This window comes from Streptomyces sp. Je 1-79, assembly GCF_025195125.1.
GTDB lineage: Bacteria > Actinomycetota > Actinomycetes > Streptomycetales > Streptomycetaceae > Streptomyces.
Genome location: NZ_JAMGSL010000007.1, coordinates 162507 through 188119 on the forward strand (window position 1 = coordinate 162507; position 25613 = coordinate 188119).

Annotated in this window: 22 protein-coding genes; 10 read left to right on the plus strand and 12 right to left on the minus strand. The window is 72.4% G+C overall.

Going from position 1 to position 25613, the window contains the following annotated elements; all coding sequences use genetic code 11:
- The first annotated feature begins 5 nt into the window (after positions 1-5).
- Positions 6-2495 (plus strand): DEAD/DEAH box helicase, encoded by a 2490-nt coding sequence (locus M5362_RS15905; protein ID WP_260228192.1) that lies wholly within the window; start codon positions 6-8, stop codon positions 2493-2495.
- Here M5362_RS15905 and M5362_RS15910 read toward each other — a convergent pair.
- The 7 genes from M5362_RS15910 to ssd form a co-directional block, all read right to left on the minus strand.
- Positions 2425-2970: an Rv3654c family TadE-like protein gene (locus M5362_RS15910; RefSeq protein ID WP_374214473.1), complete on the minus strand. Its 546-nt coding sequence runs from the start codon at positions 2968-2970 to the stop codon at positions 2425-2427. The genes M5362_RS15905 and M5362_RS15910 overlap by 71 nt on opposite strands.
- The gene (locus M5362_RS15915) at positions 2967-3326 is read right to left on the minus strand and encodes a TadE family type IV pilus minor pilin (RefSeq protein WP_260228194.1); all 360 of its coding nucleotides are present in this window, start codon (positions 3324-3326) and stop codon (positions 2967-2969) included. Before M5362_RS15915 ends, M5362_RS15910 begins: the two co-directional genes overlap by 4 nt.
- A complete protein-coding gene (locus M5362_RS15920; RefSeq protein ID WP_260228195.1) occupies positions 3313-3519 on the minus strand; it encodes a DUF4244 domain-containing protein in 207 nt (68 codons plus the stop codon). Before M5362_RS15920 ends, M5362_RS15915 begins: the two co-directional genes overlap by 14 nt.
- 91 nt (positions 3520-3610) lie before the next feature.
- Positions 3611-4396 carry a type II secretion system F family protein gene (locus M5362_RS15925; protein ID WP_260228196.1) on the minus strand — a complete coding sequence of 262 codons (786 nt, stop codon included), beginning with the start codon at positions 4394-4396 and terminating at the stop codon, positions 3611-3613.
- Positions 4393-5283 (minus strand): type II secretion system F family protein, encoded by an 891-nt coding sequence (locus M5362_RS15930; protein ID WP_260228197.1) that lies wholly within the window; start codon positions 5281-5283, stop codon positions 4393-4395. The genes M5362_RS15925 and M5362_RS15930 overlap by 4 nt, the downstream gene beginning before the upstream one ends.
- Complete coding sequence (locus M5362_RS15935) at positions 5280-6449, minus strand: TadA family conjugal transfer-associated ATPase (RefSeq protein ID WP_260228198.1); 1170 nt, start codon at positions 6447-6449, stop codon at positions 5280-5282. The genes M5362_RS15930 and M5362_RS15935 overlap by 4 nt, the downstream gene beginning before the upstream one ends.
- Positions 6446-7639, minus strand: a complete 1194-nt coding sequence (gene ssd / locus M5362_RS15940) for a septum site-determining protein Ssd (RefSeq protein ID WP_260228199.1) — start codon at positions 7637-7639, stop codon at positions 6446-6448. The genes M5362_RS15935 and ssd overlap by 4 nt, the downstream gene beginning before the upstream one ends.
- 479 nt (positions 7640-8118) lie before the next feature.
- Between ssd and M5362_RS15945 the strand changes: the two genes are divergently transcribed.
- Positions 8119-8985 carry an HAD family phosphatase gene (locus M5362_RS15945; RefSeq protein ID WP_260228200.1) on the plus strand — a complete coding sequence of 289 codons (867 nt, stop codon included), beginning with the start codon at positions 8119-8121 and terminating at the stop codon, positions 8983-8985.
- A 404-nt stretch (positions 8986-9389) separates the two neighbouring features.
- On the opposite strand, the gene M5362_RS15950 is transcribed toward M5362_RS15945, so the two are convergent.
- Positions 9390-10235, minus strand: a complete 846-nt coding sequence (locus tag M5362_RS15950; protein WP_260228201.1) for an oxidoreductase — start codon at positions 10233-10235, stop codon at positions 9390-9392.
- Positions 10236-10337: 102 nt separating this feature from the next.
- On the opposite strand from M5362_RS15950, the gene M5362_RS15955 reads away from it, so the two are divergent.
- Positions 10338-11324 (plus strand): ATP-binding protein, encoded by a 987-nt coding sequence (locus M5362_RS15955; protein ID WP_260228202.1) that lies wholly within the window; start codon positions 10338-10340, stop codon positions 11322-11324.
- A gap of 132 nt (positions 11325-11456) precedes the next feature.
- Here the strand turns inward: M5362_RS15955 and M5362_RS15960 are convergent, their stop codons facing one another.
- The gene (locus M5362_RS15960; RefSeq protein ID WP_260228203.1) at positions 11457-12779 is read right to left on the minus strand and encodes a hypothetical protein; all 1323 of its coding nucleotides are present in this window, start codon (positions 12777-12779) and stop codon (positions 11457-11459) included.
- A gap of 265 nt (positions 12780-13044) precedes the next feature.
- On the opposite strand from M5362_RS15960, the gene M5362_RS15965 reads away from it, so the two are divergent.
- From M5362_RS15965 to M5362_RS15990, 6 genes are all read left to right on the plus strand, one after another.
- Complete coding sequence (locus M5362_RS15965; protein ID WP_260228204.1) at positions 13045-15567, plus strand: bifunctional SulP family inorganic anion transporter/carbonic anhydrase; 2523 nt, start codon at positions 13045-13047, stop codon at positions 15565-15567.
- 194 nt (positions 15568-15761) lie between these two features.
- A complete protein-coding gene (gene acs / locus M5362_RS15970) occupies positions 15762-17717 on the plus strand; it encodes an acetate--CoA ligase (protein WP_260228205.1) in 1956 nt (651 codons plus the stop codon).
- 325 nt (positions 17718-18042) lie between these two features.
- Entirely contained in the window at positions 18043-19398 is a 1356-nt protein-coding gene (nhaA, locus tag M5362_RS15975) for a Na+/H+ antiporter NhaA (RefSeq protein ID WP_260228482.1), read from the plus strand.
- 37 nt (positions 19399-19435) lie between these two features.
- Positions 19436-19933 (plus strand): phage holin family protein, encoded by a 498-nt coding sequence (locus M5362_RS15980; RefSeq protein WP_260228206.1) that lies wholly within the window; start codon positions 19436-19438, stop codon positions 19931-19933.
- Positions 19930-20874: an alpha/beta fold hydrolase gene (locus M5362_RS15985; RefSeq protein ID WP_260228207.1), complete on the plus strand. Its 945-nt coding sequence runs from the start codon at positions 19930-19932 to the stop codon at positions 20872-20874. The genes M5362_RS15980 and M5362_RS15985 overlap by 4 nt, the downstream gene beginning before the upstream one ends.
- A 99-nt stretch (positions 20875-20973) precedes the next feature.
- On the plus strand, positions 20974-21162 hold the full coding sequence (locus M5362_RS15990) for a hypothetical protein (RefSeq protein ID WP_260228208.1): 189 nt from the start codon (positions 20974-20976) through the stop codon (positions 21160-21162).
- A 95-nt stretch (positions 21163-21257) separates the two neighbouring features.
- On the opposite strand, the gene M5362_RS15995 is transcribed toward M5362_RS15990, so the two are convergent.
- From M5362_RS15995 to nth, 3 genes are read right to left on the minus strand one after another with little or no spacing between them, the layout of a single operon-like run.
- Complete coding sequence (locus M5362_RS15995; protein ID WP_260228209.1) at positions 21258-22457, minus strand: MarP family serine protease; 1200 nt, start codon at positions 22455-22457, stop codon at positions 21258-21260.
- Between the two features lie 55 nt (positions 22458-22512).
- Positions 22513-23334 (minus strand): CoA pyrophosphatase, encoded by an 822-nt coding sequence (locus tag M5362_RS16000; RefSeq protein ID WP_260228210.1) that lies wholly within the window; start codon positions 23332-23334, stop codon positions 22513-22515.
- Positions 23335-23393: 59 nt separating this feature from the next.
- Positions 23394-24494 carry an endonuclease III gene (nth, locus tag M5362_RS16005; RefSeq protein ID WP_374214474.1) on the minus strand — a complete coding sequence of 367 codons (1101 nt, stop codon included), beginning with the start codon at positions 24492-24494 and terminating at the stop codon, positions 23394-23396.
- 364 nt (positions 24495-24858) lie between these two features.
- Here nth and M5362_RS16010 point away from each other — a divergent pair, with 364 nt between their 5' ends.
- Complete coding sequence (locus tag M5362_RS16010) at positions 24859-25533, plus strand: Crp/Fnr family transcriptional regulator (protein ID WP_015034542.1); 675 nt, start codon at positions 24859-24861, stop codon at positions 25531-25533.
- The last annotated feature ends 80 nt before the right edge of the window (positions 25534-25613 follow it).

The following is a 25613-nucleotide window of genomic DNA, read 5'->3' on the forward strand; positions in this document are numbered from 1 at the left end:
CCGCGATGGCATTCAATCACTTACCAGCAGCCATGCACGACGCCTTGGGAGCATTGTCCGTCACGCCAGTGACACACTCGGTGCCGATGGCCAAGAATCACCGCCCCAGTCGTCCAGCCGGGGAGACGGGCAAACGCCCCTCCCCCGGCATGGTCCTCGACCGGCTCTCCTCGGGCGAGAGCCGGGCCGCGCGCATCACTCATACGGAGCACTTGCCCGCCCGGGCGGGCCGCCATGCAGTCTGGCCGCATCGCATCCGAACGGAAGTGATCAGCGCGATCCAGGCGGCGGGCATCGAGCACCCATGGGCCCACCAGGCAGAGGCCGCCGAGCACGCTCTGGACGGCGAGTCCGTGGTGATCGCGACGGGCACCGCGTCGGGCAAGTCGCTGGCCTACCTCGCCCCGGTCCTGACGACCCTCCTGGACGGCTCAGAGGCCGCGAACGGCCGGGGGGCCACCGCCCTGTACCTGGCGCCCACCAAGGCCCTGGCGGCCGACCAGCGCCGTGCGGTCCGTGAGCTGGCGGCTCCGCTCGGCAACCGGATCCGGCCGGCCGTCTACGACGGCGACACGCCGGTCGAGGAACGCGAGTGGGTCCGCCAGTACGCGAACTACGTGCTGACCAACCCCGACATGCTGCACCGGGGCATACTCCCCGCCCACCCCAGGTGGGCCTCCTTCCTGCGCTCCCTGCGCTTCGTCGTGATCGACGAGTGCCACACCTACCGGGGCGTCTTCGGCTCCCATGTCGCCCAGGTGCTTCGCCGGCTCCGGCGTGTCTGCGCCCGGTACGGCGCGAATCCCGTCTTCCTGCTCGCCTCCGCCACCTCCGCCGAGCCCGCCCTCGCCGCGGGCCGGCTGACCGGCCTGCCGGTCTCGGAGGTCTCCGACGACGCCTCCCCGCGCGGCGAGCTGGTCTTCGCCCTCTGGGAGCCGCCGCTGACCGAGCTCCACGGCGAGCAGGGCGCCCCGGTGCGCCGCACGGCCACCGCCGAGACCGCCGACCTGCTGACCGACCTGACCCTCCAGGGCGTCCGCTCAGTCGCCTTCGTCCGCTCCCGGCGCGGCGCCGAACTGATCTCGGTCATCGCCCAGGAGCGTCTCGCCGAGGTCGACCGCTCCCTCGCCCGCCGGGTCGCCGCCTACCGGGGCGGCTATCTGCCCGAGGAGCGCCGCGCACTGGAGCGCGCCCTGCACTCGGGCGAGCTCCTCGGGCTTGCCGCCACGACGGCCCTGGAGCTGGGCGTGGACGTCTCCGGCCTGGACGCCGTGGTGATCGCCGGGTACCCGGGCACCCGGGCCTCCCTGTGGCAGCAGGCGGGCCGCGCCGGCCGCTCGGGCGAGGGCGCCCTGGCCATCCTCGTCGCCCGGGACGACCCGCTGGACACCTTCCTGGTCCACCATCCCGAGGCGCTCTTCCAGCAGCCGGTCGAGTCGACCGTCCTGGACCCCGACAATCCCTACGTCCTCGCCCCCCATCTGTGCGCCGCCGCCGCGGAGCTTCCGCTCACCGACGCCGACCTGGCCCTCTTCGGCCCGGCCGTCACCGACCTGCTGCCCCAGCTGGAGGCCGCCGGACTGCTCCGGAAGCGCTCCACCGGCTGGTACTGGACCCGCCGCGAGCGTGCCGCCGACCTGACCGACATCCGCGGCGGGGGCGGCAGCCCGGTCCAGATCGTGGAGGCCGGCACCGGCCGCCTGCTCGGCACGGTCGACGAGGCCGCCTCCCACACCGCCGTCCACGAGGGCGCCGTCCACCTCCACCAGGGCCGCACGTACCTCGTGAAGAGCCTCGACCTGAAGGACTCCGTCGCCCTGGTCGAACAGGCGAGCCCGCCGTACTCGACCACCGCCCGCGACACCACCTCCATCTCCGTCCTCGAAACCGACACCGAGATCCCCTGGGGAGCCGGACGCCTCTGCTACGGCTCCGTCGAGGTGACCAACCAGGTCGTCTCCTTCCTGCGCCGCCGTCTGATCACCGGCGAGGTGCTCGGTGAGACCAAGCTCGACCTGCCGCCCCGCACCCTGCGCACCCGCGCCGTGTGGTGGACGGTCACCGAGGACCAGCTCGACGCCGCCCGGATCAACCCGGAGATCCTCGGCGGGGCCCTGCACGCCGCCGAGCACGCCTCCATCGGCATGCTGCCGCTCTTCGCCACCTGCGACCGCTGGGACATCGGCGGAGTCTCCGTGCCGCTCCACCCCGACACCCTGCTGCCCACCGTCTTCGTCTACGACGGGCATCCGGGCGGCGCGGGCTTCGCCGAGCGGGCCTTCCACACCGCCCGCGCCTGGCTGACGGCCACCCGCGAGGCGATCGCCGTCTGCGAGTGCGAGGCGGGCTGCCCGTCCTGCATCCAGTCCCCCAAGTGCGGCAACGGCAACGACCCGCTGCACAAGCGCGGCGCCGTACGCCTGCTCACGGAACTGCTGCGGGAAGCCCCGGAGGAGCCCCAGGAGGCCCCTGAGACGGCCCCTGAGACCCAGTAGGCCCAGGAGGCCCAGGAGGCCCCGCCCGCGCCCTGACCGCCGGTGCGTACGGCCCCAGGCGCACCGCCGCCGTCACGTCGGCGATGTCGCCCCGTACCGAGCACCGCACCACCACGGCACCCTGCGCGTCCGCCACCCGTGCGGCCGCCGCGCACGCGGCCTGCTCGCCCCACAGGGCCCGGTCGGCGGCGGCGAGCGCGGCCAGGTCGGCCGCCCCGCCGGCCCGGTGCCGGGCGGCGACCGCCTGGCCCAGCGCGAGCACCGCCCCGAACACCACGCACAGGACACAGGCCGCGAAGGCCGTCCACACCGTCGCCATCCCCCGATCACGGCCCGCCCGACCCCGCGCCGAACCCGCCCGGCCCCGGTCGTCCAGAGCCTCCGCCGCACCCGGCCCGCCCCGCGCCGAGGCACGAGCCGCGCCCGTCCCTCGCCGAGCCGCGGCCGGAGCCGCGCCTGTCCCGGCCTCGCTCATGGTGGTGTCACCCCCGCCGTGTCCTCGGCGAGCGCCGCCGCCCCGGCGCGCAGTGTGAGCCCCATCCCGCCGGGGCCGGGTGTCGGTGCCTCCACCGTCACCCGCCACAGCTCGCCCGAACGGGTGACCGAGACGCTGGCGCCCTCGGGCGCGGCCGCCTTCGCGGCTGCCTCGGCGCCGGAAACCGGCTCCGACCTGGCCACCGCCCGCGCGCCGGCCCGGGCCGCGTCCACGCACTGGATCTGCGCGGCCGCGGCGGCGAGCGCCCAGACCAGGGCCATGGTGAACACCACCAGGGCCGGCAGGGCCATGGCCGCCTCCACGGTCACGGCGCCCCGGTCGTCAGAACGGCGCATCGAGCGCCTTCCCGATCACGGACTCCAGCGCGCCGGAGACCGATCCGCTGGTCACGATCTTGTACAGCACGGTCGCGAAGCCCGCCGCCGCGATGGTGCCCATCGCGTACTCCGACGTGGTCATCCCCGCATCGCTCCGGGCCGCCCAGCGGGCCCGCCACCACGCGCTCATCCTCTTCATGCCAACCCCCATGTGTCGTCCTCGTGTTCGTGTTCGTGTCGGTGTTCGTGGTCGGGTTCGTGTTCGTGCGTATGCGTGTCGTCGCGTTCGTTCTCGTCCTCCGTCAGCTCCGCAGCAGTCCGGTCGCGAGGCCGATCACCACCGGGGCCACCCCCACCGCCAGGAAGGCGGGCAGGAAGCAGAGCCCCACGGGGGCGGTGATCAGCACCTGGGCCCGCTGCGCCCGGGCCGCCGCCTTACGGGCCCGGTCCGCCCGCAGATCGGCCGCGTGTCTCGAGACGGCCTCTGCGGCGGGCGCCCCGGAGGAACCGGCCCGTTCCAGACAGCGGGCCAGCCCCTCCGCGCCGGGTATCGCGCCGAACCTCCGCCACACATCGGCCGGTTCACCGCCCAGCCGCAGCTCCGCGGCGGTCCGGGCCAGCCGCTCACCGACCGGCCCGCCCAACGACCGCCCCACCGCCTCTGCGGCCTCGCCCGGCCCGGCTCCGGCGGACGCGCAGGCCGCCAACAGATCGGCCGCGAGGGGCAGCTGGCGTGCGGCCTCTTCCTCGTCGCCCGTCGCCGGGACACGGCGCGTGCTCCACCACCGCACACCCCAGCCCCCCGCGATTCCCACCAGGACTCCGGCCGCCCCGCCGATCAGGGCCCAGCCGACGACGGCCGCCGCAAGCGGCACGGCCCACCTCCGCAGCCAGGGCGGAAACCCGCCCCCACGCCGCCCGTCATCCACCGCACCGGTCGCCACCAAAGCCGCGATCCGCTTCCGTGTCCGTCGCTCGCGCCGCCGGTCGGCCACGGTCCAGGCCGCCCACGCGACCGAGGCGGTCACGGCGACCACCGCCCCCAGCCTGTGGACGAACTCCCCCAGGAGCCCCGCCGATCCGGTCACACCCGCTCCCCTCCTCGGACGATCCGCGCGGCCCACCACAGGCCGGCCACCTCCAGCGCCGAGCCGACGGCCAGACACGCGAGCCCCACCGGCGCGTGCAGCAGCACGTGGAGCGGGCGTGCTCCCAGCGCCGTACCGAGCGCGAGGCCCACCGCGGGGAGCACCGCGAGGACGGCCACCGTCGCCCAGGCCCCGGCCAGTTGGGCCCGCAGCCGTTCCCGCTGGTCCCGGTGGTCCCGCAGCGCGGCCTCCAGCCGGTCGAGCCCCGCGGCCAGTCCCGCGCCGCCGTCCACCGCGACCTGCCAGCAGGCCGCCAGGCCGGCCAGGCCGTCCGCCCCCTCCCGACGCGCGGCGCTCCGCAGCGCCTGCGCCACATCGCCGCCGAACCGGGCCGCCGCGACCACCTCCGCCTCCTCCTTCGGCCCGAGCGCCCCCGTCGCCCCGACCGCGAAGAGCAACGCCCGCGCGGGCTGGCGACCGGCTCTCAGCTCGGCCGCGACCGCGCCGCACAGGGCCACCACCGCGTCGGACCGCGCCTCCCGCTCCTTGCGGTGCGCCACCGCCCGCAGCCGCCGCCCCGCCAGCGGCACCGCGATCGCACCCGCCGCCAGCGGCAGCGGGGACTGCCCCAGGACCGCGATCACCGCTGCCACCGGAAGGCACAGCCAGGCGCGGCGCCCCCGCAGGGCGCCCCACCACCGCTCGCCGACCGCCCGCCACGAAGGCCGCGCCCTCCCCGGAGCGCCCGGAGGCCCCAGGGCCCCGACGCCCGCGAGGACCACCCGCGCCCGCCGAAGACCCCGCTCCCGCTCGGCCCCCCACCAGATCGCGGCCCCGGCACACAGCACCGCAGCGCCCTGGGCCAGCGCCCACTGCTCGATCCTCACGCCCCGCCCCCGATCAGCGTCCGCAGCCGCTCCCAGCCCCGCTCCCGCTCGAACCCGGCCGCTCCCCAGCGCAGCGCGGGCACGGTCACCACCAGCCCCTCCCGGTCCCTCTCCAGGACATGGATCTCGGCGATCCGCCGCCGCCCCGCCCGGTCCCGTGCGAGATGCAGCACGGCCGAGAGCCCGGCCCCCAACTGGCTGTGCAGCGCGGCCCGGTCGAGTCCGGCCGCCGTACCGAGGGCTTCGAGGCGGGCCGGTACGTCCGCCGCCGTATTGGCATGAACCGTTCCCGAACCTCCTTCATGGCCCGTGTTGAGGGCGGCGAGGAGATCGACCGCCTCCCCGCCCCGCACCTCTCCGACCACCAGCCGGTCGGGCCGCATCCGCAGCGCCTGCCGGACCAGGTCCCGCAGGGTCACCAGACCCGCGCCCTCCTGGTTCGCCGGGCGGGCCTCCAGGCGCACGACATGCGGATGGTCGGGCCGCAGCTCGGCCGAGTCCTCGGCGAGGACGATCCGCTCCCGCTCGCCGACCAGACCGAGCAGCGTGGAGAGGAGCGTCGTCTTCCCGGAACCCGTCCCGCCGGAGATCAGATACGAGACCCTTGCCTCGATCAGGGCGCGCAGGATCCGCTCGCCGCCCGGCGGGACGGTGCCCGCCGCGGTCAACTCCTCCACGGAGAAGGCCCGCGGCCGCACGACCCGCAATGACAGGCATGTCGATCCGACCGCCACCGGCGGCAGAACGGCGTGCATCCGGGTGCCGTCCGGGAGCCGGGCGTCCACCCAGGGCCGGGCGTCGTCCAGGCGTCGCCCGGCGACCGCCGCGAGCCGCTGCGCCAGTCGGCGCACGGCGGGCGCGTCCGCGAATCGGACCGCCGTCAGTTCGAGGCCCGCTCCCCGGTCGACCCAGACCCGGTCGGGGGCCGACACCAGCACGTCGGTGACCGCGGGATCGGCCAGCAGCGGTTCCAGCGGTCCCGTGCCGACCAGCTCGCACCGCAACGCCTCGGCCGCGCCCAGGACTTCCGTGTCACCCAGCAGCCGCCCCTGAGCCCGCAGCGCCGCCGCGACCCGCGCCGGCGTGGGCTCGGCCCCGCTCTCGGCGAGCCGTTGCCGCACGGCCTCCAGGAGCGCCGCGCCGCCCGTGGGCGTCTCGGCGCTCACGGAGCGTCCTCCGTGACCAGGGCGCGCTCCCAGAACGCCGCGCAGAACCGTCCGAGCGGTCCGCTCGCCTCGCCGCCGGGCGGCGCTCCGGCGTCGAGCGCCGCCAAGAGGCCGGGATCGTCGGGGAGTTCCCCGGCGAGCGGCAGACCCAGGGTGTCCGCGACCCACTGATCGTCGAGCCCCGGCGCGTACGGTCCGCGCACCACGGCACGCAGGTCGCGCAGCACCGCGCCCGCGAGCGAGGCGACCCGGTGGGCCGCGGCGACGGCCCGCAACTCGCCGGGGACGACGAGGAGTCCGAGGTCCAGCTGCGCCAGCGCCTCGTTCACCGCCGCGTCGATCCGGCGGGGCAGGTCCACCACGACGATCCCGCCCCGCCTGCGCGCAGCGGCGAGCACCGACCGCATGGCTTCGGGCGGCACGACGACCGCGTCTCCGCGGTCCCAGCTGAGGACCCGCAGCCCGCGCACGGACGGCAGCGACTCCTCCAGGGCGCCGCCGGCGACCCGCCCCTTGGAGGCGACGAAGTCGGGCCAGCGCCGCCCTTCGGCCCGCTCCCCGCCGAGCAGGACGTCGAGCCCGCCGCCGAGCGGGTCCCCGTCCACGAGCAGGGTGCGCCGCCCGGTCCTGGCGCCGGCCAGCGCGAGGGCACAGGCCAGGGTCGAGGCCCCGGCGCCGCCGCGTCCGCCGATGACGCCGACGGTCAGCGCCTGCTTTCCCGCGCCTTCGGCCGCGTCGGCGATGCGGTCGACGAGCCAGCTTTCGGCGTCCGGCAGCCGCAGCACACAGTCGGCGCCGATCTCGACGGCCCGCCGCCACACGTCGGGGTCGCCGAGGGGACCGTCGCCGAGAGGATCACGGAGGGGGTCGTCGAGCCCGTGGCGGTCCCGGCCGACAAGGATCACCCCCTGCCTGCGCGCCGCCCCACGGCAGCGGGCCGCAGCGTCCTCGCCGACCAGGACGAGCGGGGCCTCGGCCCAGCTCGCACGGCGCTCCGGCACGGTGTGGTGCACCTCGGGTTCCGCCCCCGCCGCGGCGCACAGCCGCAGCAGGTCGTCGAGCAGCGCAAGGTCCTCGGTCACGATCAAGGGTCCGGCCCGGCGTCCCGCACCGCCGGTCGGTCCGTCGGCGGCCGGGGAGGAACGGGTGGACCTCGCGGCCCTGTACGCCCCCGCCGTTCTGAAAGTCATGGTTCCCGCCACAGCACACGCCCCCTGTCCGTGCGATCCCGCCCGCGCCGGTCGCGCGGCCGAGATCGGTGATTCCTTCCGTCCGCGGAGTTCGCGGTGGGAATCACCGTGGCGCCATCCCGGAAATCGTGTGGATCTTGCTCAAAAACTGTGGATAACTCAGTCGTTGTGAATATCCCCGTCCCCCATACCGGGGATACCCGGAGAGCGCCCCAGCGGCTACGCTGAGTGACGAATCGAGGGCATCACGCCGTCGCGGCCACACGGCCGACGAGAGGGGGACGAATGAGGATCCGAGGGACGAAAACGCGTCCGGACATGCGACGACCCCCGCCGGGGGGGAGAGCGGGGGTCGTCTCTCCGGCCGACTCGGGGGGGGAGGAGCCGGACCGGGTTAGCACGGTCGCGAACGATCCGTGACTTCCATGGTGTACCCGAGAGCCTTCTCAGGCAAACCCACACGCCCGAGCGTACGCCGAATGGCGGGCACCTATGCTCGGCTCGTGGAAAACCACTCGTTGCCGCGCACAGCCGCCTTCTTTGACCTGGACAAGACGGTCATTGCGAAGTCGTCGACGCTGACCTTCAGCAAGTCCTTCTACCAAGGCGGACTGATCAACCGCCGCGCCGTCCTGCGGACGGCGTACATCCAGTTCGTCTTCCTCGTGGGCGGCGCCGACCACGATCAGATGGAGCGGATGCGCGAATACCTTTCCGCGCTCTGCAAAGGATGGAACGTATCGCAGGTCAAGGAGTTGGTCGCCGAGACCCTGCACGAGCTGATCGACCCGATCATCTACGACGAGGCGGCCTCCCTCATCGAGGAGCACCACGCCGCCGGCCGGGACGTGGTGATCGTCTCGACCTCGGGCGCCGAGGTGGTGGAGCCGATCGGCGAGATGCTCGGCGCCGACCGGGTCGTGGCGACCCGGATGGTCGTCGGCGACGACGGCTGCTTCACCGGGGAGGTGGAGTACTACGCCTACGGGCCCACCAAGGCGGAGGCGATCCGGGAGCTTGCGGAGTCCGAGGGCTACGACCTCTCGCGCTGTTACGCGTACAGCGACTCGGCGACCGACGTACCGATGCTGGAGGCCGTCGGCCACCCCTACGCGGTCAATCCCGACCGGGCTCTCCGCCGTGAGGCCACCGCTCAGGACTGGCCGATCCTGGTCTTCGACAAGCCGGTCCGTCTCAAGCAGCGGCTGCCGGGCTTCCGTATGCCGCCGCGCCCCGCACTCCTGGCCGCGGCAGCCGTGGGCGCGGCCGCGGCGACCGCCGGTCTGGTCTGGTACGCCAACCGGCGGCGTCACGCCACCCTTGCCGATCGCTTTGCCCGGATTTGAGGCGAAAGTAAAGAACTGGGAGCCAGGACTTTCGCTTCCCATCCGACAGGAGTAGAAAGGAATCAGGCCCGCGAGACCTAGGACATCCGAGAGGATCACCTGTTGAGCAAGAAGGCCCCACGGACCACGCACAGAAACTGAGCACCCACGCGACGTCGACCCGTCGATTACGGGCCAGCCGCACCAGGCGATGGGCAAAGTTCCCCGCCTGATGGGCACATATCGAGGACGCTTGGTAACTCGGCAGACGTGCCAGCGGCGGTACCAGGACTGGTACCGCCGCAACCCTTTTCCGGGCCGGTTCGGCCCGAGCCGCCACGTCGCGCCGATCGAGCCGGCCAGCGGCGATCAGTCGGGAGCGATCAGCTGGCGCCCATCAGCCGGCGCCCATCAGCCAGCAGCGTTCAGGCCGCGCCGCGCTGGAGCGCCTCGCAGACGGCCGTCGACTCCCGTACGCCGAGCTCGACCGCCCGCCCGCAGTGGGCGATCCAGGCGGCCATGCCCTCCGGGGTCCCCGACAGATAGCCCTCGAAGGCGGCGACGTACGCCGCTCGTCCCTGTTCCGCGTGACCGACCTCGGCCGGGCAGATCGACTTGGGGTCGAGTCCGCTGCCGATCAGCACGATCCGTTCGGCGGCCCGGGCGATCAGCCCGTTGTACGAGGTGAAGGGGCGCAGCGCGAGCAGCTCCCCGTGCACCACGGCCGCCGTCACCAGGGCCGGGGCCGCACCGCCCGCGATGATCAGTTCGGAGAGCCCGTCGAGCCGCCCCGCGACCTCCGCCGGGTCCGGCAGCGGCGCCTCGATCAGCGGCTCGTCGACCGACTCGCCGGCCTGCCGGGGCCTGCCGACCGAGTCGCCCGCCTCGCCCAGCGCCGCGCCGAGGGCCACGTCGCCGACCGCGACGAGGTGGAGCCGGGCGAGCACCCGCAGGGGCGACTGTCGCCAGATGGAGAGCAGCTGCCCCGCCTCCGCGCCCAGCCGCAGGGCCGCACCCACGGTCCGCGCCTCGGCGTCGCCACTGAAGTCGGTGCGTCGGCGGACCTCTTCCAGGGCCCAGTCGGCGCCGGACAGCGCGGCCGAGCCGCGCGCTCCGCGCAGGGCGGCCTCGGAGGTGATCTCGTTGCTGCGGCGCCGCATCACGCGGTGGCCGTAGACCCGGTCGACGGCCTTGCGTACGGAGTCCACCGAGTCGGTGACGCCCGGCAGGGAGCCGAGGGCGGCCAGGGGGTCAGAGGCGTGCGTACTCATAAGTAGCGAGGCTACGCGCCCGTGGCGCCCGCCCCACCTTGGAGTGGTCTTCTTCACGGACCTTGACCACTCGACGCGATCGGCCCGCTACGCTTCGTGAACATGAAGATCGCTTTCGTAGGGAAGGGCGGCAGCGGCAAGACCACGCTGTCCTCGCTCTTCATCCGCCACCTCGCCGCCAATGAGGCCGCCGTCGTCGCGGTGGACGCCGACATCAACCAGCACCTCGGGGCCGCGCTCGGGCTCGACGAGGTCCAAGCGGCGGCGCTGCCCGCGATGGGCGCGCACCTGCCCCTCATCAAGGACTACCTGCGCGGTTCGAATCCACGGATCGCCTCCGCCGATTCGATGATCAAGACGACCCCTCCCGGGGAGGGCTCGCGGCTGCTGCGGGTCCGTGAGGACAACCCGGTCTACGACGCGTGCGCGCGGACCGTGCATCTCGACGACGGCGACGTCCGGCTGATGGCCACCGGACCGTTCACGGAGTCGGACCTGGGGGTGGCCTGCTACCACTCCAAGGTCGGCGCGGTGGAGCTGTGCCTCAACCACCTGGTCGACGGGGTGGACGAGTACGTGGTCGTCGACATGACGGCGGGCTCGGACTCCTTCGCCTCCGGGATGTTCACCCGCTTCGACATGACCTTCCTGGTCGCCGAGCCGACCCGCAAGGGGGTGTCGGTCTACCGCCAGTACAAGGAGTACGCCCGGGACTTCGGCGTCGCGCTCAGGGTCATCGGCAACAAGGTGCAGGGCCCGGACGACGTGGAATTCCTGCGCGCCGAGGTGGGCGACGACCTGCTGGTGACGGTGGGCCACTCGGACTGGGTCCGCGGGATGGAGAAGGGCCGCCCGTCCCGTTTCGAGCTGCTGGAGGTGGACAACCGGATGGCGCTCCAGGCGCTCCAGGACGCGGCGGACGACTCGTACGCGCACCGCGACTGGGAGCGGTACACGCGCCAGATGGTCCACTTCCACCTCAGGAACGCGGAGAGCTGGGGCAACGCCAAGACCGGGGTCGACCTGGCGGCGCAGGTCGACCCCGGCTTCGTCCTCGACGAGGCGCTGGCCGTACCCCAGCCCAGCTGACGGCCGGCAGCGACCCCGGCCGGTCCGGGGTCCGGTCGAAGCCTCACCAACGCCGCCGGAGCGTCATCAGCGACCCCGAAGCCTCACCGTCGGCGGCCGCCTCGCCGTGCTGCAAGGCGGCCTCCGGCGGGGTCAGTGCTCTTCGGGTCGCTTCGGCTCCGGCTTGGCCGAGGTCAGGGACCCGGCCGGCGCAAGGGGCTTGGCCGAGGTCAGGGACTGTGGAGCCAGGAAGGTCGTCCAGCCCCCCTTCGGGGCCTCGCCGACCTTCAGGGTCCGCATCTTCGCGATCACCGCCGGGTCCTGGGCGTCGAGCCAGTCCGCGAGCTGCCGGAAGGACACGCACTCGACGTCCTTCTGCACGCACACCGTGGCGATGGTCTCCTCGATGGCGCGCATGTACGTGCCGCCGTTCCAGGACTCGAAGTGGTTGCCGATGATCACCGGTGCCCGGTTGCCGTGGTACGAGCGGTTGAAGGCCTGCACCAGGCCGTCACGCATCTGGTTGCCCCAGTACTCGTGCATGTTCGGGTCGCCCTGCGTCTTCGTACCCGACTGGTTGACCATGAAGTTGTAGTCCATGGAGAGCGTCTGGAACGCGCGGCCGGGGACCGGGACCAGATGCATCGACAGGTCCCAGAGCCCCTGGTCCTTCTTCGGCCAGATCTGGTCGTTGACGCCGCTGGTGTCGTAGCGGAAGCCCAGCTGGGAAGCCGCCTTGACGAAGTTCTCGCGACCCTCGAGACACGGGGTGCGGGCGCCGACCAGCTCCTTCTCGTAGTCGAACGGGAGCGGCTGCTCGGCGGTCAGGCCGGCGTTCGTCTTCCAGTTCTTCACAAAGGACTTGGCCTGGCGGATCTCGCTCTTCCAGTCCTCGACCGACCAGTTGCCGACGCCGCTCTCCGGCCCGCAGAAGTGGCCGTTGAAGTGCGTGCCGACCTCGTTGCCCTCCTGCCAGGCGCCGCGCAGCTCCCGCACGGTGTCGCGGATGCCCTCGGTGTCGTTGAAGCCGATCTCCGAGCTGCCGGCGTTGTGCTGCGGCGGGTCGTAGAGCTTGCGCTTCTCCTCGGGCAGCAGATAGACGCCGCTGAGGAAGTACGTCATGGTCGCGTCGTACTTCTGGCCCACCTTGCGGAAGTGGGAGAAGAGCTTCTGGCTGTCCTCTCCGGCTCCGTCCCAGGAGAAGACCACGAACTGCGGGGGCTTCTCCCCCGGCTTCAGCTTCTTCCACACCGGCTGGTGGGGCTGTGCGCCGGTGAAGGCGGTGGAGCCGTCACCGATCAGGCGCACCGCGTTCTCCGGGGCCGCGGCGGGCTTCTTCTCCCCGGCCGCGCCCTTCGGCCCGGCCGTCTTCGTCGAGTCCGAGCACCCGGCGAGCCCGGTGGTCAGGGCGACGGCGAGGGCACCGACGGCGAGTGCCCTTCTGCGGACAGTGGTCCTTCTCCCGGCGGCTGACATCCGCCCACCTCTCCTCGGATTCCGTGCGGCGTGCGAGCGCCGTCAACGTCGCACCACGGACGCCGGAATGATGAAACGACAAGCGGCATGGACGTCAGGTGTCACTCCAATCGGTGAATCATTGCCCTGTTTGCCCCGAAAATAATGCCGCAGTCTTTACTCTCCATTACGATCCATTTACCGAGCGTTGATGATTGTTCGGCCATCCCGCCACTGCACGCCGTGACCCAGCCGCGCCTGCGCTGCCCCGGAGGAGACGGGAACCATGCCCCTCTGCCCCTCACCCGACCGCACCACGACCCGGCCCGACGCACAGCGGCCCCACAGCCCGCCGGGTCACGATCGCCGCCGCTTCCCCATCGCGGGCGTCGACCTGTCCGCGTCGATCTCCGTCTTCCTGATCGCGCTGCCGCTCTCCCTGGGCATCGCGCTCGCCACCGGAGCCCCGCTCCAGGCCGGCCTGGTCGCCGCCGCCGTCGGCGGTCTCGTCGCCGGCCGCTTCGGCGGCGCTCCGCTCCAGGTCAGCGGCCCCGCCGCAGGCCTCACGGTCGTCACCGCCGAGCTGATCCAGCGCTACGGCTGGCGCACCACCTGCGCCATCACCGTCCTCGCCGGACTCGCCCAACTAGGTCTCGCCGCCCTGCGGGTGGCCCGCTCCGCCCTCGCCGTCTCCCCGGCGATCGTGCACGGCATGCTCGCCGGCATCGGCGTGACCATCGCCCTCGCACAGCTCCACATCGTGCTCGGCGGCACCCCGCAGAGTTCCACCGTGGACAACGTCCTCGGTCTGCCGGCGCAGTTGGCCGACCTCCATCCGGCCGCGCTGTCCATCAGCGCTCTCACCGTCGCCGTGCTGCTGCTCTGGCCACGCCTCCCCGGGCGCGCCGGACACGCGCTGCGGAAGATCCCGGCGGCGCTCGCCTCGGTGGCGGCGGCCACGGCGCTGGCGGCCTTCGCCGGGCTCGCCGTCCCCCGCGTCGACCTTCCGTCCTGGAGCAGCCACATCCTGCCCGGGCTGCCGCAGGGGCCGGTCCTCGGCATCGCGGCCGGCGTCGTCACCATCACGCTGGTCACCAGCGTGCAGTCGCTGCTCTCCGCCGTCGCGGTCGACAAGCTCGTGGCCGCCCGCGCCGACCACGGGCACGGCGTGCCCCGCTCCCGGCTCGACCGCGAACTCGCGGGCCAGGGAGCGGCCAACATGGTCTCCGGCGCGCTCGGCGGACTGCCCGTGGCGGGTGTCGCGGTGCGCAGCGTCGCCAATGTCTCCGCGGGCGCCATGAGCCGCAACTCCACGATGCTGCACGGCCTGTGGATCGTGCTGGCCGCGCTGCTCCTCGTCCCCCTGCTCGACCTGATCCCGCTGCCCGCGCTCGCCGCGCTCGTGATGGTGGTCGGGATCCAGATGGTGAACATCACCCACATCCGCAGCGTGACGCGGCACCGCGAGGTCCTCGTGTACGCGGTGACGCTGAGCGGTGTCGTCCTCGTCGGGATCCTGGAGGGCGTCGCGCTGGGGATCGCGGTGGCCATCGCGGTCGCGATGCACCGCCTCGCCAAGACGCGCATCACCCGCGAGGAGCACGAAGGCCGCCATCTGGTGCGCGTACGCGGCCAGCTGACCTTCCTCGCCGTGCCCCGGCTGAGCCGGGCCCTGCACCAACTGCCTCCGGGAGCCCATGCGGTCGTCGAGCTGGACGGGTCGTTCATGGATCACGCCGCGTACGAGACGCTGCACGACTGGCAGGCGGGCTATCTGCGAGCCGGCGGCACGGTCGACGTCACCGGCCCCTCCGGCGACCGGATCGGCGAGCCCGACTCCGCCTCCCACGGCTGCTGCCGCCCCTGGACCCCCTGGCGCAACCACCACTGCGGCGAACCCCACGCCGGCGACGGGACCCGACGGCCGACCGGGCATCAGCTCGCGAGCGGAATCGGCAAGTTCCAGCGCAACACGGCCCCGCGCGTCCGGGACGAGCTGGCGCGCCTCGCCCGGGAGGGCCAGCGCCCCTCGCAGCTCTTCCTCACCTGCGCCGACTCCCGGCTGGTCACGAGCATGATCACCGCCAGCGGCCCCGGCGACCTCTTCACCGTACGGAACGTGGGCAATCTGGTTCCGCTGCCCGGTGAGGAGAGCGGGGACGACTCGGTGGCCGCGGCGATCGAGTACGCGGTGGAGGTGCTGCGCGTCCAGTCGATCACCGTCTGCGGACACTCCGGCTGCGGTGCCATGCAGGCCCTGCTGAGCAGCACACCCGGACCGGACGCCCCGCAGTCCCCGCTGCGCCGCTGGCTGCGCCACGGCCTGCCCAGCCTGGAGCGGATGGCCAGCCGCAGACACGCCTGGGCCAGGATCTCGGAGCGGCTCCCGGCCGACGCGGTCGAGCAGCTCTGCCTGACCAACGTCGTCCAGCAGTTGGAGCATCTGCGGGCGTACGAGCCGGTGGCCCGGCGGCTCGCCGAAGGCACGCTGACGCTCCACGGGATGTACTTCCACGTCGGCGAGGCCCAGTCGTACCTGCTGGCGGGGCCGGACGAGCAGCACCGCTACGACGACGTCTTCGACCTGGTCCCGCCCTCCAAGGCGCCCGTCGAAGACCTGGACGCGCCGGACGGCGGCCCGGACGCGCGGGACAGTGGCCCGGACGCGCCGACCGGCGGTTCCGGCACGCCTGCCGAAGGCTCGGGCGCGTCCGTCGAAGGCACGTCCGTAACAGGCCCGGACATGCCGGCCGGCGGCCGGATCACGCCGAACATGATCAAGGATCGGACGAGGGTCCGCGCGTCCTGAACCTTCCCTTCCCGACGTCCGTGAGACTGAGTGGCCCCTTCCTCCCACCGCTCGGGAGGGAGGGGCCACCGCACGCCCGCCACCTCACAGGTCTAAACCAATTCCCTGGAGACTCTTGTCACCCGGGCATCTGACTGATGAGCTATGACGCGGGACACATAGGCACATAGGACGCCCTGGGAAAGGGAGATGTCGTGAGCAACGAAAGCCTGGCCAACCTCTTGAAGGAAGAGCGGCGGTTCGCGCCGCCGGCCGAGCTGGCCGCGCACGCCAACGTGACGGCGGAGGCGTACGAGCAGGCCGCGGCGGACAGGCTTGGCTTCTGGGCCGAGCAGGCGAAGCGGCTCGCCTGGGCCACCGCGCCGACCGAGACCCTCGACTGGTCGAACCCGCCGTTCGCCAAGTGGTTCGCCGACGGCACGCTCAACGTGGCGTACAACTGCGTCGACCGCCACGTCGAGGCGGGCAACGGCGACCGGGTCGCGATCCACTTCGAGGGCGAGCCCGGCGACAGCCGTACGATCACCTACGCCGAGCTCAAGGACGAGGTCTCCAGGGCCGCCAACGCCCTGACCGAGCTGGGCGTCACCAAGGGCGACCGGGTGGCGATCTACCTCCCGATGATCCCCGAGGCGGTCGTCTCGATGCTGGCCTGCGCCCGCATCGGCGCCGCGCACTCCGTGGTCTTCGGCGGCTTCTCCGCGGACGCCATCGCCACCCGCGTCGAGGACGCCGACGCCAAGCTCGTCATCACCGCCGACGGCGGCTACCGCCGTGGCAAGCCGAGCGCCCTCAAGCCGGCCGTGGACGAGGCCCTCACCCGCACCGACAAGGTGGCCAACGTCCTCGTCGTGCGCCGCACCGGCCAGGACGTGGCGTGGACCGAGGGCCGCGACGTCTGGTGGCACGACGTCGTCGCCCGCCAGTCCGCCGAGCACACCCCCGAGGCCTTCGAGGCGGAGCACCCGCTCTTCATCCTCTACACCTCCGGCACGACGGGTAAGCCCAAGGGCATCCTGCACACCTCCGGCGGCTACCTCACCCAGGCGGCGTACACCCACCACGCGGTCTTCGACCTCAAGCCGGAGACCGACGTCTACTGGTGCACCGCCGACATCGGCTGGGTGACGGGACACTCGTACATCACGTACGGACCGCTGGCCAACGGCGCGACGCAGGTCATGTACGAGGGCACCCCGGACACCCCGCACCAGGGCCGCTTCTGGGAGATCATCCAGAAGTACGGCGTCACGATCCTCTACACGGCGCCCACCGCGATCCGCACGTTCATGAAGTGGGGCGACGACATCCCCGCGAAGTTCGACCTGTCGAGCCTGCGCGTGCTGGGCTCGGTCGGCGAGCCGATCAACCCCGAGGCCTGGGTCTGGTACCGCGAGCACATCGGCGCCGGAAAGACCCCGATCGTGGACACCTGGTGGCAGACCGAGACCGGCGCGATGATGATCTCGCCGCTGCCGGGCGTCACCGAGACCAAGCCCGGCTCGGCCCAGCGCCCGCTGCCCGGCATCTCCGCCACCGTCGTCGACGACGAGGCCAACGAGGTGCCGAACGGGGGCGGCGGCTACCTGGTCCTCACCGAGCCGTGGCCGTCGATGCTGCGCACGATCTGGGGTGACGACCAGCGCTTCCTCGACACGTACTGGTCGCGCTTCGAGGGCAAGTACTTCGCCGGCGACGGCGCGAAGAAGGACGAGGACGGCGACATCTGGCTGCTCGGCCGTGTCGACGACGTCATGCTCGTCTCCGGACACAACATCTCCACCACCGAGGTCGAGTCGGCGCTCGTCTCGCACCCGTCCGTCGCCGAGGCGGCGGTGGTCGGCGCGGCCGACGAGACGACCGGCCAGGCGATCGTCGCGTTCGTCATCCTGCGCGGCACGGCGAGCGAGGACGAGGGGCTCGTCGCGGAGCTGCGCAACCACGTCGGCACGACGCTCGGCCCGATCGCCAAGCCGAAGCGGATCCTGCCGGTGGCGGAGCTGCCGAAGACCCGGTCCGGCAAGATCATGCGGCGACTGCTGCGGGACGTGGCGGAGAACCGGGAGCTCGGCGACGTGACGACGCTGACGGACTCCTCCGTCATGGACCTCATCCAGACCAAGCTGCCGAGCGCGTCCAGCGAGGACTAGGACGGCGGCCACGCCGGCACGCCGGTCCTGGCGAAGGGCGCCCCGCTCCGGTCCACCCGGAGCGGGGCGCCCTTCGCGTCCGCTTTCGCATCACCCTGCGGCTCCACGACGAGCCGGAGTGGCGCCCGGTACCTAAAGTGAAGATCACCGGACACAACCCCCCGCTCGTTAGGTAAAGTAAAGATCGCGTCAGAGACGCGACAGAAACACCTAGGTGCGCCGGGAAGTCTGGTCGGCATGTGCTTTGTGCTGCCCAACCGACCGGAGGTCGCCGCCCGTGCCCGCCCCCGCACCCACCCCCACCGACCGCAAGTTCCTCGGCCGCATGTCATGGCCCGAGCGGCGGTACGTCACCGACGCGCTGCGCGCCGAGACCGTCGGTGGCGTGCTCCTCCTGGTGGCCGCCGTCACCGCGCTCGTCTGGGCGAACTCCCCCGTCAGCGCGAGCTACGAGACGGTGTCCGACTTCCACATGGGCCCCGCCGCCCTCGGTCTGGACCTCTCCGTCCAGCACTGGGCGGCCGACGGCCTCCTCGCGATCTTCTTCTTCGTCGCCGGCATCGAGCTCAAGCGCGAGCTCGTCGCGGGCGAGCTGCGCGATCCCAAGGCCGCCGCGCTGCCCGTCGTCGCCGCCCTCTGCGGCATGGCCGTACCGGCCCTCGTCTACGCCCTGACCAACCTCATCGGCGGCGGCTCCATGGACGGCTGGGCCGTGCCGACCGCCACGGACATCGCCTTCGCGCTCGCGGTCCTCGCCGTGATCGGCACCTCGCTGCCGTCCGCGCTCCGCGCGTTCCTGCTCACGCTCGCCGTCGTCGACGACCTCTTCGCGATCCTGATCATCGCGGTCTTCTTCACCAGCGACCTGAACTTCGCCGCCCTCGGCGGCGCCGTCGCCGCCCTGGCCGTCTTCTGGGTGCTGCTCCGCAAGGGCGTGCGCGGCTGGTACGTCTACGTTCCGCTCGCCATGGTCATCTGGGGCCTGATGTACAACAGCGGTGTCCACGCCACCATCGCCGGTGTCGCCATGGGCCTGATGCTGCGCTGCACCAGGCGGGAGGGCGAGGAGCACTCCCCCGGCGAGCACATCGAGCACCTGGTCCGGCCGCTCTCCGCCGGGCTGGCCGTGCCGCTGTTCGCGCTGTTCTCGGCGGGTGTGAGCATCAGCGGCAAGTCCATCGCGGAGGTCTCCACCAACCCGGTCACCCTCGGCGTGATCCTCGGCCTCGTCGTCGGCAAGACCGTCGGCATCTTCGGCGGTACCTGGCTCGCCGCCCGCTTCACCCGGGCGGAACTCAACACCGACCTGGCCTGGGCGGACGTCCTCGCCGTCGCCTCCCTCGCCGGTATCGGCTTCACCGTCTCCCTCCTCATCGGCGAGCTGGCCTTCGAGGGCGACGCCGCGCTGACCGAGGAGGTCAAGGCGGCCGTCCTCATCGGCTCGCTCACGGCGGCCGTCATCGCGACGATCCTGCTCAAGCTGCGGGTACGGAAGTACGAGGCGCTGCTGGCGGACGAGGAGCGCGACGAGGACCAGGACGGCATCCCCGACATCTACGAGGAGGACAACCCGGCGTACCACCTGCGGATGGCCGAGATCTACGAGAAGAAGGCCGCCGAGCACCGCCACCGCGCCCAACTGGCGGGGGCATCGCGCGACGAGGGCGACAGTCCGGCATGATCTGAGGTCGGACCGTAGAAGAGAAGAGGGAGCAGCGATGAGCGACCCGGTCAACGGAGCCGAGCGCAGCCTCGGTCAGCTGGTCGCCTCGGCGACCGCCGAGATGTCCGCACTGGTGCACGACGAGATCGCCCTGGCCAAGGCCGAGATCCGGCAGGACGTCAAGCGGGGCGCCATCGGCGGTGCGGCCGGCACGGCCGCCGCGACGGTGCTCCTCTTCTCGCTGCCGATGCTGAGCTTCGCGCTCGCCTACGGCATCAACAGCTGGACCGGCGGCCACAACGGCGAGGGCGGCTGGAACCTCGCCTGGTGCTTCCTGCTCTCCTTCGCGGCGAACGTGCTGCTCGCGGGGCTGCTCGGGCTGCTCGCGTACGCCAAGTTCAAGAAGGTCAAGCCGCCGGAGAAGTCCATCGCGTCGGCCAAGCAGACGGCCGCGATCCTCCAGAACGCCAAGCCGCACCCCCGCCCCGAGCAGGTGGCGCTGCCCGCGGCGGTCCAGGAGAAGGTCGCGGCTGTGGGACGCTCGTCCACATGACCGTCCCTGAGAGCAGCAACGGCAGCGGCCCCGTCGGCAGCCCCGTACGGATCGACGGCCCCTGGACCCATCGCGACGTGGCCGCCAACGGGGCGCGCTTCCACATCGCCGAGATGGGCGACGGGCCCCTCGTCCTCCTGCTGCACGGCTTCCCGCAGTTCTGGTGGACCTGGCGCCACCAGCTGCCTGCTCTCGCCGACGCGGGCTTCCGGGCCGTGGCGATGGACCTGCGGGGCGTGGGCGGCAGCGACCGTACGCCCCGGGGTTACGATCCCGCCAACCTGGCGCTCGACATCACCGGCGTCATCCGCTCCCTGGGCGAACCGGACGCGGCACTGGTCGGTCACGACCTGGGCGGGTACCTGGCCTGGACGGCGGCGGTCATGCGGCCGAAGCTGGTGCGCCGGCTCGCGGTCTCCTCGATGCCGCACCCGCGCCGCTGGCGCTCGGCGATGCTCTCCGACTTCTCGCAGTCGCGCGCCGGATCGTACGTATGGGGCTTCCAGCGCCCGTGGCTGCCGGAGCGTCAGCTCGTCGCGGACGAGGCGGCCTTGGTCGGGCGGCTGATCGAGGACTGGTCGGGCCCGGGCCTTCCGGACCAGGACGCGGTCGCGGTCTACCGGCGGGCGATGTGCATCCCGTCGACGGCGCACTGCTCGATCGAGCCGTACCGGTGGATGGTGCGGTCCCTGGCGCGACCCGACGGCATCCAGTTCAACCGGCGTATGAAGCGCCCCGTGCGGGTACCGACGTTGCATCTGCACGGCTCGATGGACCCGGCGATGCGGACCCGCAGCGCGGCGGGCTCCGGAGAGTACGTGGAGGCGCCGTACCGCTGGCGGCTCTTCGACGGCCTCGGGCACTTCCCCCACGAGGAGGACCCGGTGGCGTTCTCCACGGAGCTCATCAACTGGCTGAAGGACCCCGAACCCGACCGGTGACGAACGGCCGTTCCAGAACCGGCCATGTGCCCGACGCATACTCCAATTGGCGGGCCCCGGGGCGGTTACCGACCTTGGGCCACGGGCAGACGTCGGGGTATGGGCTGGACGCACGACTACGGTGACACAGCACGCAACCGCCGCTCGGCCGCTGGGCCGGGCACTCACGAGAGGAGTGGCCCGCAGGAACAGGGCCGCTCACATCCCGTGCAGGAGATCGGGATCCCGCGCATCCTGCGCCGCCGGGCCCGCTGGGTATCGGCCCGGCTCAGGCACACTCGGGACTGAGCCGTACGGCCGTACCGGCGCACGACGGCAACCCCGCTCGCAGACTGCCGCACCCGCTGAACGGCGGGTGCGGCAGTCTGCGAGCGGCGGTCCGGTCAGAGCGCGCAGCCCTGGCTGTCGACCTGCTGGGTGGCCGCGCGGCCCTGGGCGATGTCGTCCCGGATCTCGTCGACCGTCAGCGCGTATCCGGTGTTCCTGTCGTCGAGCGAGCGGGCGAAGATCACGCCGGACACCTTGCCGTCCTCGGTGAGCAGCGGGCCGCCGGAGTTGCCCTGACGGACCGTCGCGTACAGCGAGTAGACGTCCCTGCGCACCTCGCCGCGGTGGTAGATGTCGGGGCCGTTGGCGCTGATCCGGCCCCGGACGCGGGCCGAGCGGACGTCGTACGAGCCGTTCTCGGGGAAGCCCGCGACGATCGCGCTGTCGCCGCTGCGGGCGTCCTCGTCGGTGAACTGCAGGGGCTTCACGTCCAGGTTCGGCACGTCCAGTACGGCGATGTCGCGCTGCCAGTCGTAGAGGACGACCTTCGCGTCGTACAGCTTGCCCTCGCCGCCGATCTGCACGGTCGGCTCGTCGACGCCGCCGACGACATGGGCGTTGGTCATCACCCGGCGGTTGTCGAAGACGAAGCCGGTGCCTTCGAGGACCTTGCCGCAGCTCGGGGCCGTACCGACGACCTTGACGATGGAGCGCTTGGCCTCGGCGGCGACCGGGCTGCCGGCGAGCGCCGGGTCGGGCGGCCTGACCTCGGTGATCGGCTCGTTGGCGAACGGGGCGAAGACCTGGGGGAAGCCGTTCTGGGCGAGGGTCCCGGTGAAGTTCGTGAACCAGGTGGACGCCTGATCGGGCATCACCTGCTCCACGCCGAGCAGCACCTTGGAGCTGCGCACCTCCTTGCCGAGCGTGGGCATCGAGGTGCCGGCGAGCGCCGAGCCGAGCAGCCAGGCCACGAGGAGCATCGCGACGACGTTCACCAGCGCGCCGCCGGTGGCGTCCAGGGCGCGCGCCGGTGACCAGGTGATGTGCCGGCGCAGCTTGTTCCCGAGGTGGGTGGTGAAGGCCTGTCCGACCGAGGCGCAGACGATCACCACGACCACGAAGACGACCGTCGCCGTGGTGGAGACCTCGGCGTGGTCGGTCAGCCAGTCCCAGACCACCGGGAGCAGCAGGACGGCGACGAGGCCGCCGCCGAGGAAGCCGATGACCGACAGGATGCCGACGACGAACCCCTGGCGGTAACCGATGATCGCGAACCACACGGCGGCGAGCAGCAACAAGATGTCCAGCACGTTCACCGTCAATAGCCTCGCAGATTCGTCTTCGGTCGCCCCGCCCCCGGGGGTCAGCCAATCATGAGCGCCAGTCCAGCGGGACCTGCTTCGCCCGGTCCCAGGGGCGCTCCCAGCCGGCGTAGTGGAGGAGCCGGTCGATCACTCCGGCCGTAAAACCCCAGACCAGAGCGGATGCGACGAGGAAGCCGGGGCCTTTGTGGCCGCTGGGGTGGACGGTGGTCGCGCGGTTGGCGGGGTCCGTGAGATCCGCCACGGGCACGGTGAAGACCCGGGCGGTCTCCCCCGGGTCGACGACCCCGACCGGGCTGGGGGTGCGCCACCAGCCGAGGACGGGGGTGACGACGAAGCCGCTGACCGGGATGTAGAGCTGGGGGAGGACGCCGAAGATCTGGACGCCGGAGGGGTCGAGGCCGGTCTCCTCCTCGGCCTCGCGCAGGGCGGCCCGCAGCAGCCCTCCGTCGGCCGGATCGCCGTCCTCGGGGTCCAGGGCGCCGCCGGGGAAGGAGGGCTGGCCGGCGTGCGAGCGCAGCGAGCCGGAGCGTTCCATGAGCAGCAGCTCGGGACCGCGCTCGGAGTCTCCGAAGAGGATGAGGACGGCGGACTGGCGCCCGGCGCCGCTGGCGGGGGGCAGGAAGCGGCTGAGCTGCTCGGGCTCGACGGTGCGCGCGGCCCGGTCGATGGGGGCGAGCCAGTCGGGCAGCCCGTCACGGTTGAGCAGCCCGCCGGTCCCGACGCCGTGGGTCGTGGGCTCGACGGCGGCTGCCTCGACGGCGGCTGAGGAGGCCGGCCTGCCCGCACCGCCCGGCCCGCCCGCACTGCCCCGTCTGCCTCCGGGCGCGGCTCCGGTCGTCTTCTCGGTCTCTTCTTCAGTGCGCGTCATAGGCACCCCCGTGTTTCACAACGCCATCCGTGCGTGGGTTCGTTCCCTCGTGCCTCGGCTCACTCGGCCCCCGGGGCCACGCCGGTGGCCGGGGCGGCCGGACGGCCGGGATAGTCCGGCGGCGGGTTGAGGCGCTGGCCCGGGAAGCCGCCCTTCTCGTACTTGAGGAGCTTCCGCGCCTTCTCCGGGTCGGTCTCGCCCTCCCCGTACGCCGGGCAGAGCGGGGCGATCGGGCAGGCGCCGCAGGCGGGCTTGCGGGCGTGGCAGATCCGGCGGCCGTGGAAGATCACGCGGTGCGAGAGCATCGTCCACTCGCTCTTCGGGAAGATCTCGGCGACCTCGGCCTCGATCTTGACCGGGTCGTCGCTCTCGGTCCACTTCCAGCGGCGCGCGAGGCGCATGAAGTGGGTGTCGACGGTGATGCCGGGCACCCCGAAGGCGTTGCCGAGGACGACGAAGGCGGTCTTGCGCCCCACGCCGGGCAGCTTGACCAGGTCGTCGAGGCGGCCGGGCACCTCGCCGCCGAAGTCGTCCCGGAGGGCCGCGGCGAGGCCCATGATCGACTTGGTCTTGGCGCGGAAGAAGCCGGTGGGCCGGATCACCTCCTCGACCTCCTCGGGGACGGCGGCGGCCAGGTCCTCGGGCGTCGGGTACTTCGCGAACAGCGCGGGGGTGGTCTGGTTGACCCGCAGGTCGGTGGTCTGGGCGGAGAGGACCGTGGCGACGAGCAGCTCGAACGGGTTCCGGAAGTCCAGCTCGGGATGGGCGTACGGAAAGACGTCGGCCAGCTCCCGGTTGATCTTCCGGGCCCGGCGGACCATCGCGAGCCGCGATTCCGGCTTCGCGGGCTTCACGGCCGCCTTCGAGGTCCTCGGCGCGGGGCTGGCGGCCGCCTTCGAGGTCCTCGGCGCGGGGCTGGCGGCCGCCTTCGAGGTCTTCGGGGTCTTCGGCTTGGCGCCCGCCTGCGCCGTCGGCCTCGTACCCGCCGCGGCCTTCGTGCCGGTCTTCGCCGTCGCCTTCGCGGCGGGCTTCGTGCCGGTCTTCGCCGTCGCCTTCGCGGCGGCCTTCGTGCCCGTTCTCGGCGTCGCCTTCACGGCGGGCTTCCCGGCAGGCTTCTCCGAGGACTCCGCACGCTTCCCGGCAGCGCTCTCCGGGGACACCTCCGCGGGCTTCCCGGCAGCGCTCTCCGGGGACTTCTCCGCGGGCTTCCGGACGGCCTTCGTGGGGCGTTTAGCGGTATTTGTCCGCTTCGGCGCACCCTGTTCGCCCACAGCGGAATTACCCTTGGCCGACACTCTTCCAGCCCCCTTGGCCTGCGCTCTCACCGGCGAGTTGGACACCCGGCCAGCCTAAGGGCCACCACCGACATCCGCCCTGGGCATGGCCGATCACGACCCAATCGGGCCCCTGGCGTACGGACGGGCGGTTCGGTACGTCAAACTTGTTGTGATTGATCGCACTGTTTTGTGCGTCCGGCATCATGGGATCAAGGTCCCCTGAGCAGGTCGACATAGGAGAGAACTCGTGGACGACGTTCTGCGGCGCGCCCCGCTCTTCGCGGCGCTCGATGACGAGCAGGCCGCGGAGCTGCGCGCCTCGATGAGTGAAGCGACGCTCGCCCGTGGCGACGCGCTGTTCCACGAGGGAGACCCCGGCGACCGCCTGTACGTGGTCACCGAGGGCAAGGTGAAGCTCCACCGCACCTCCCCGGACGGCCGCGAGAACATGCTGGCCGTCCTCGGCCCCGGCGAGCTGATCGGCGAACTCTCGCTCTTCGACCCGGGCCCGCGCACCGCCACCGCGACCGCGCTGACCGAGGTCAAGCTGCTCGGCCTCGGCCACGGCGACCTCCAGCCCTGGCTGAACGCCCGCCCCGAGGTGGCCACCGCCCTGCTGCGCGCGGTCGCCCGCCGGCTCCGCAAGACCAACGACCAGATGTCCGACCTGGTCTTCTCCGACGTTCCGGGCCGTGTCGCCCGCGCGCTCCTCGACCTGTCGCGCCGCTTCGGCGTGCAGTCGGAGGAGGGCATCCACGTCGTCCACGACCTCACCCAGGAGGAGCTGGCCCAGCTGGTCGGCGCCTCCCGCGAGACGGTCAACAAGGCCCTCGCGGACTTCGCCCAGCGCGGCTGGCTGCGCCTGGAGGCCCGCGCCGTGATCCTGCTGGACGTGGAGCGCCTCGCGAAGCGCTCCCGCTGAGCGGTTCCGTACGTACGAGGAAGGCCGCCCGGTCGACGACCGGGCGGCCTTCCTCGTGTCGGCGGGACCACGGCGGCGCC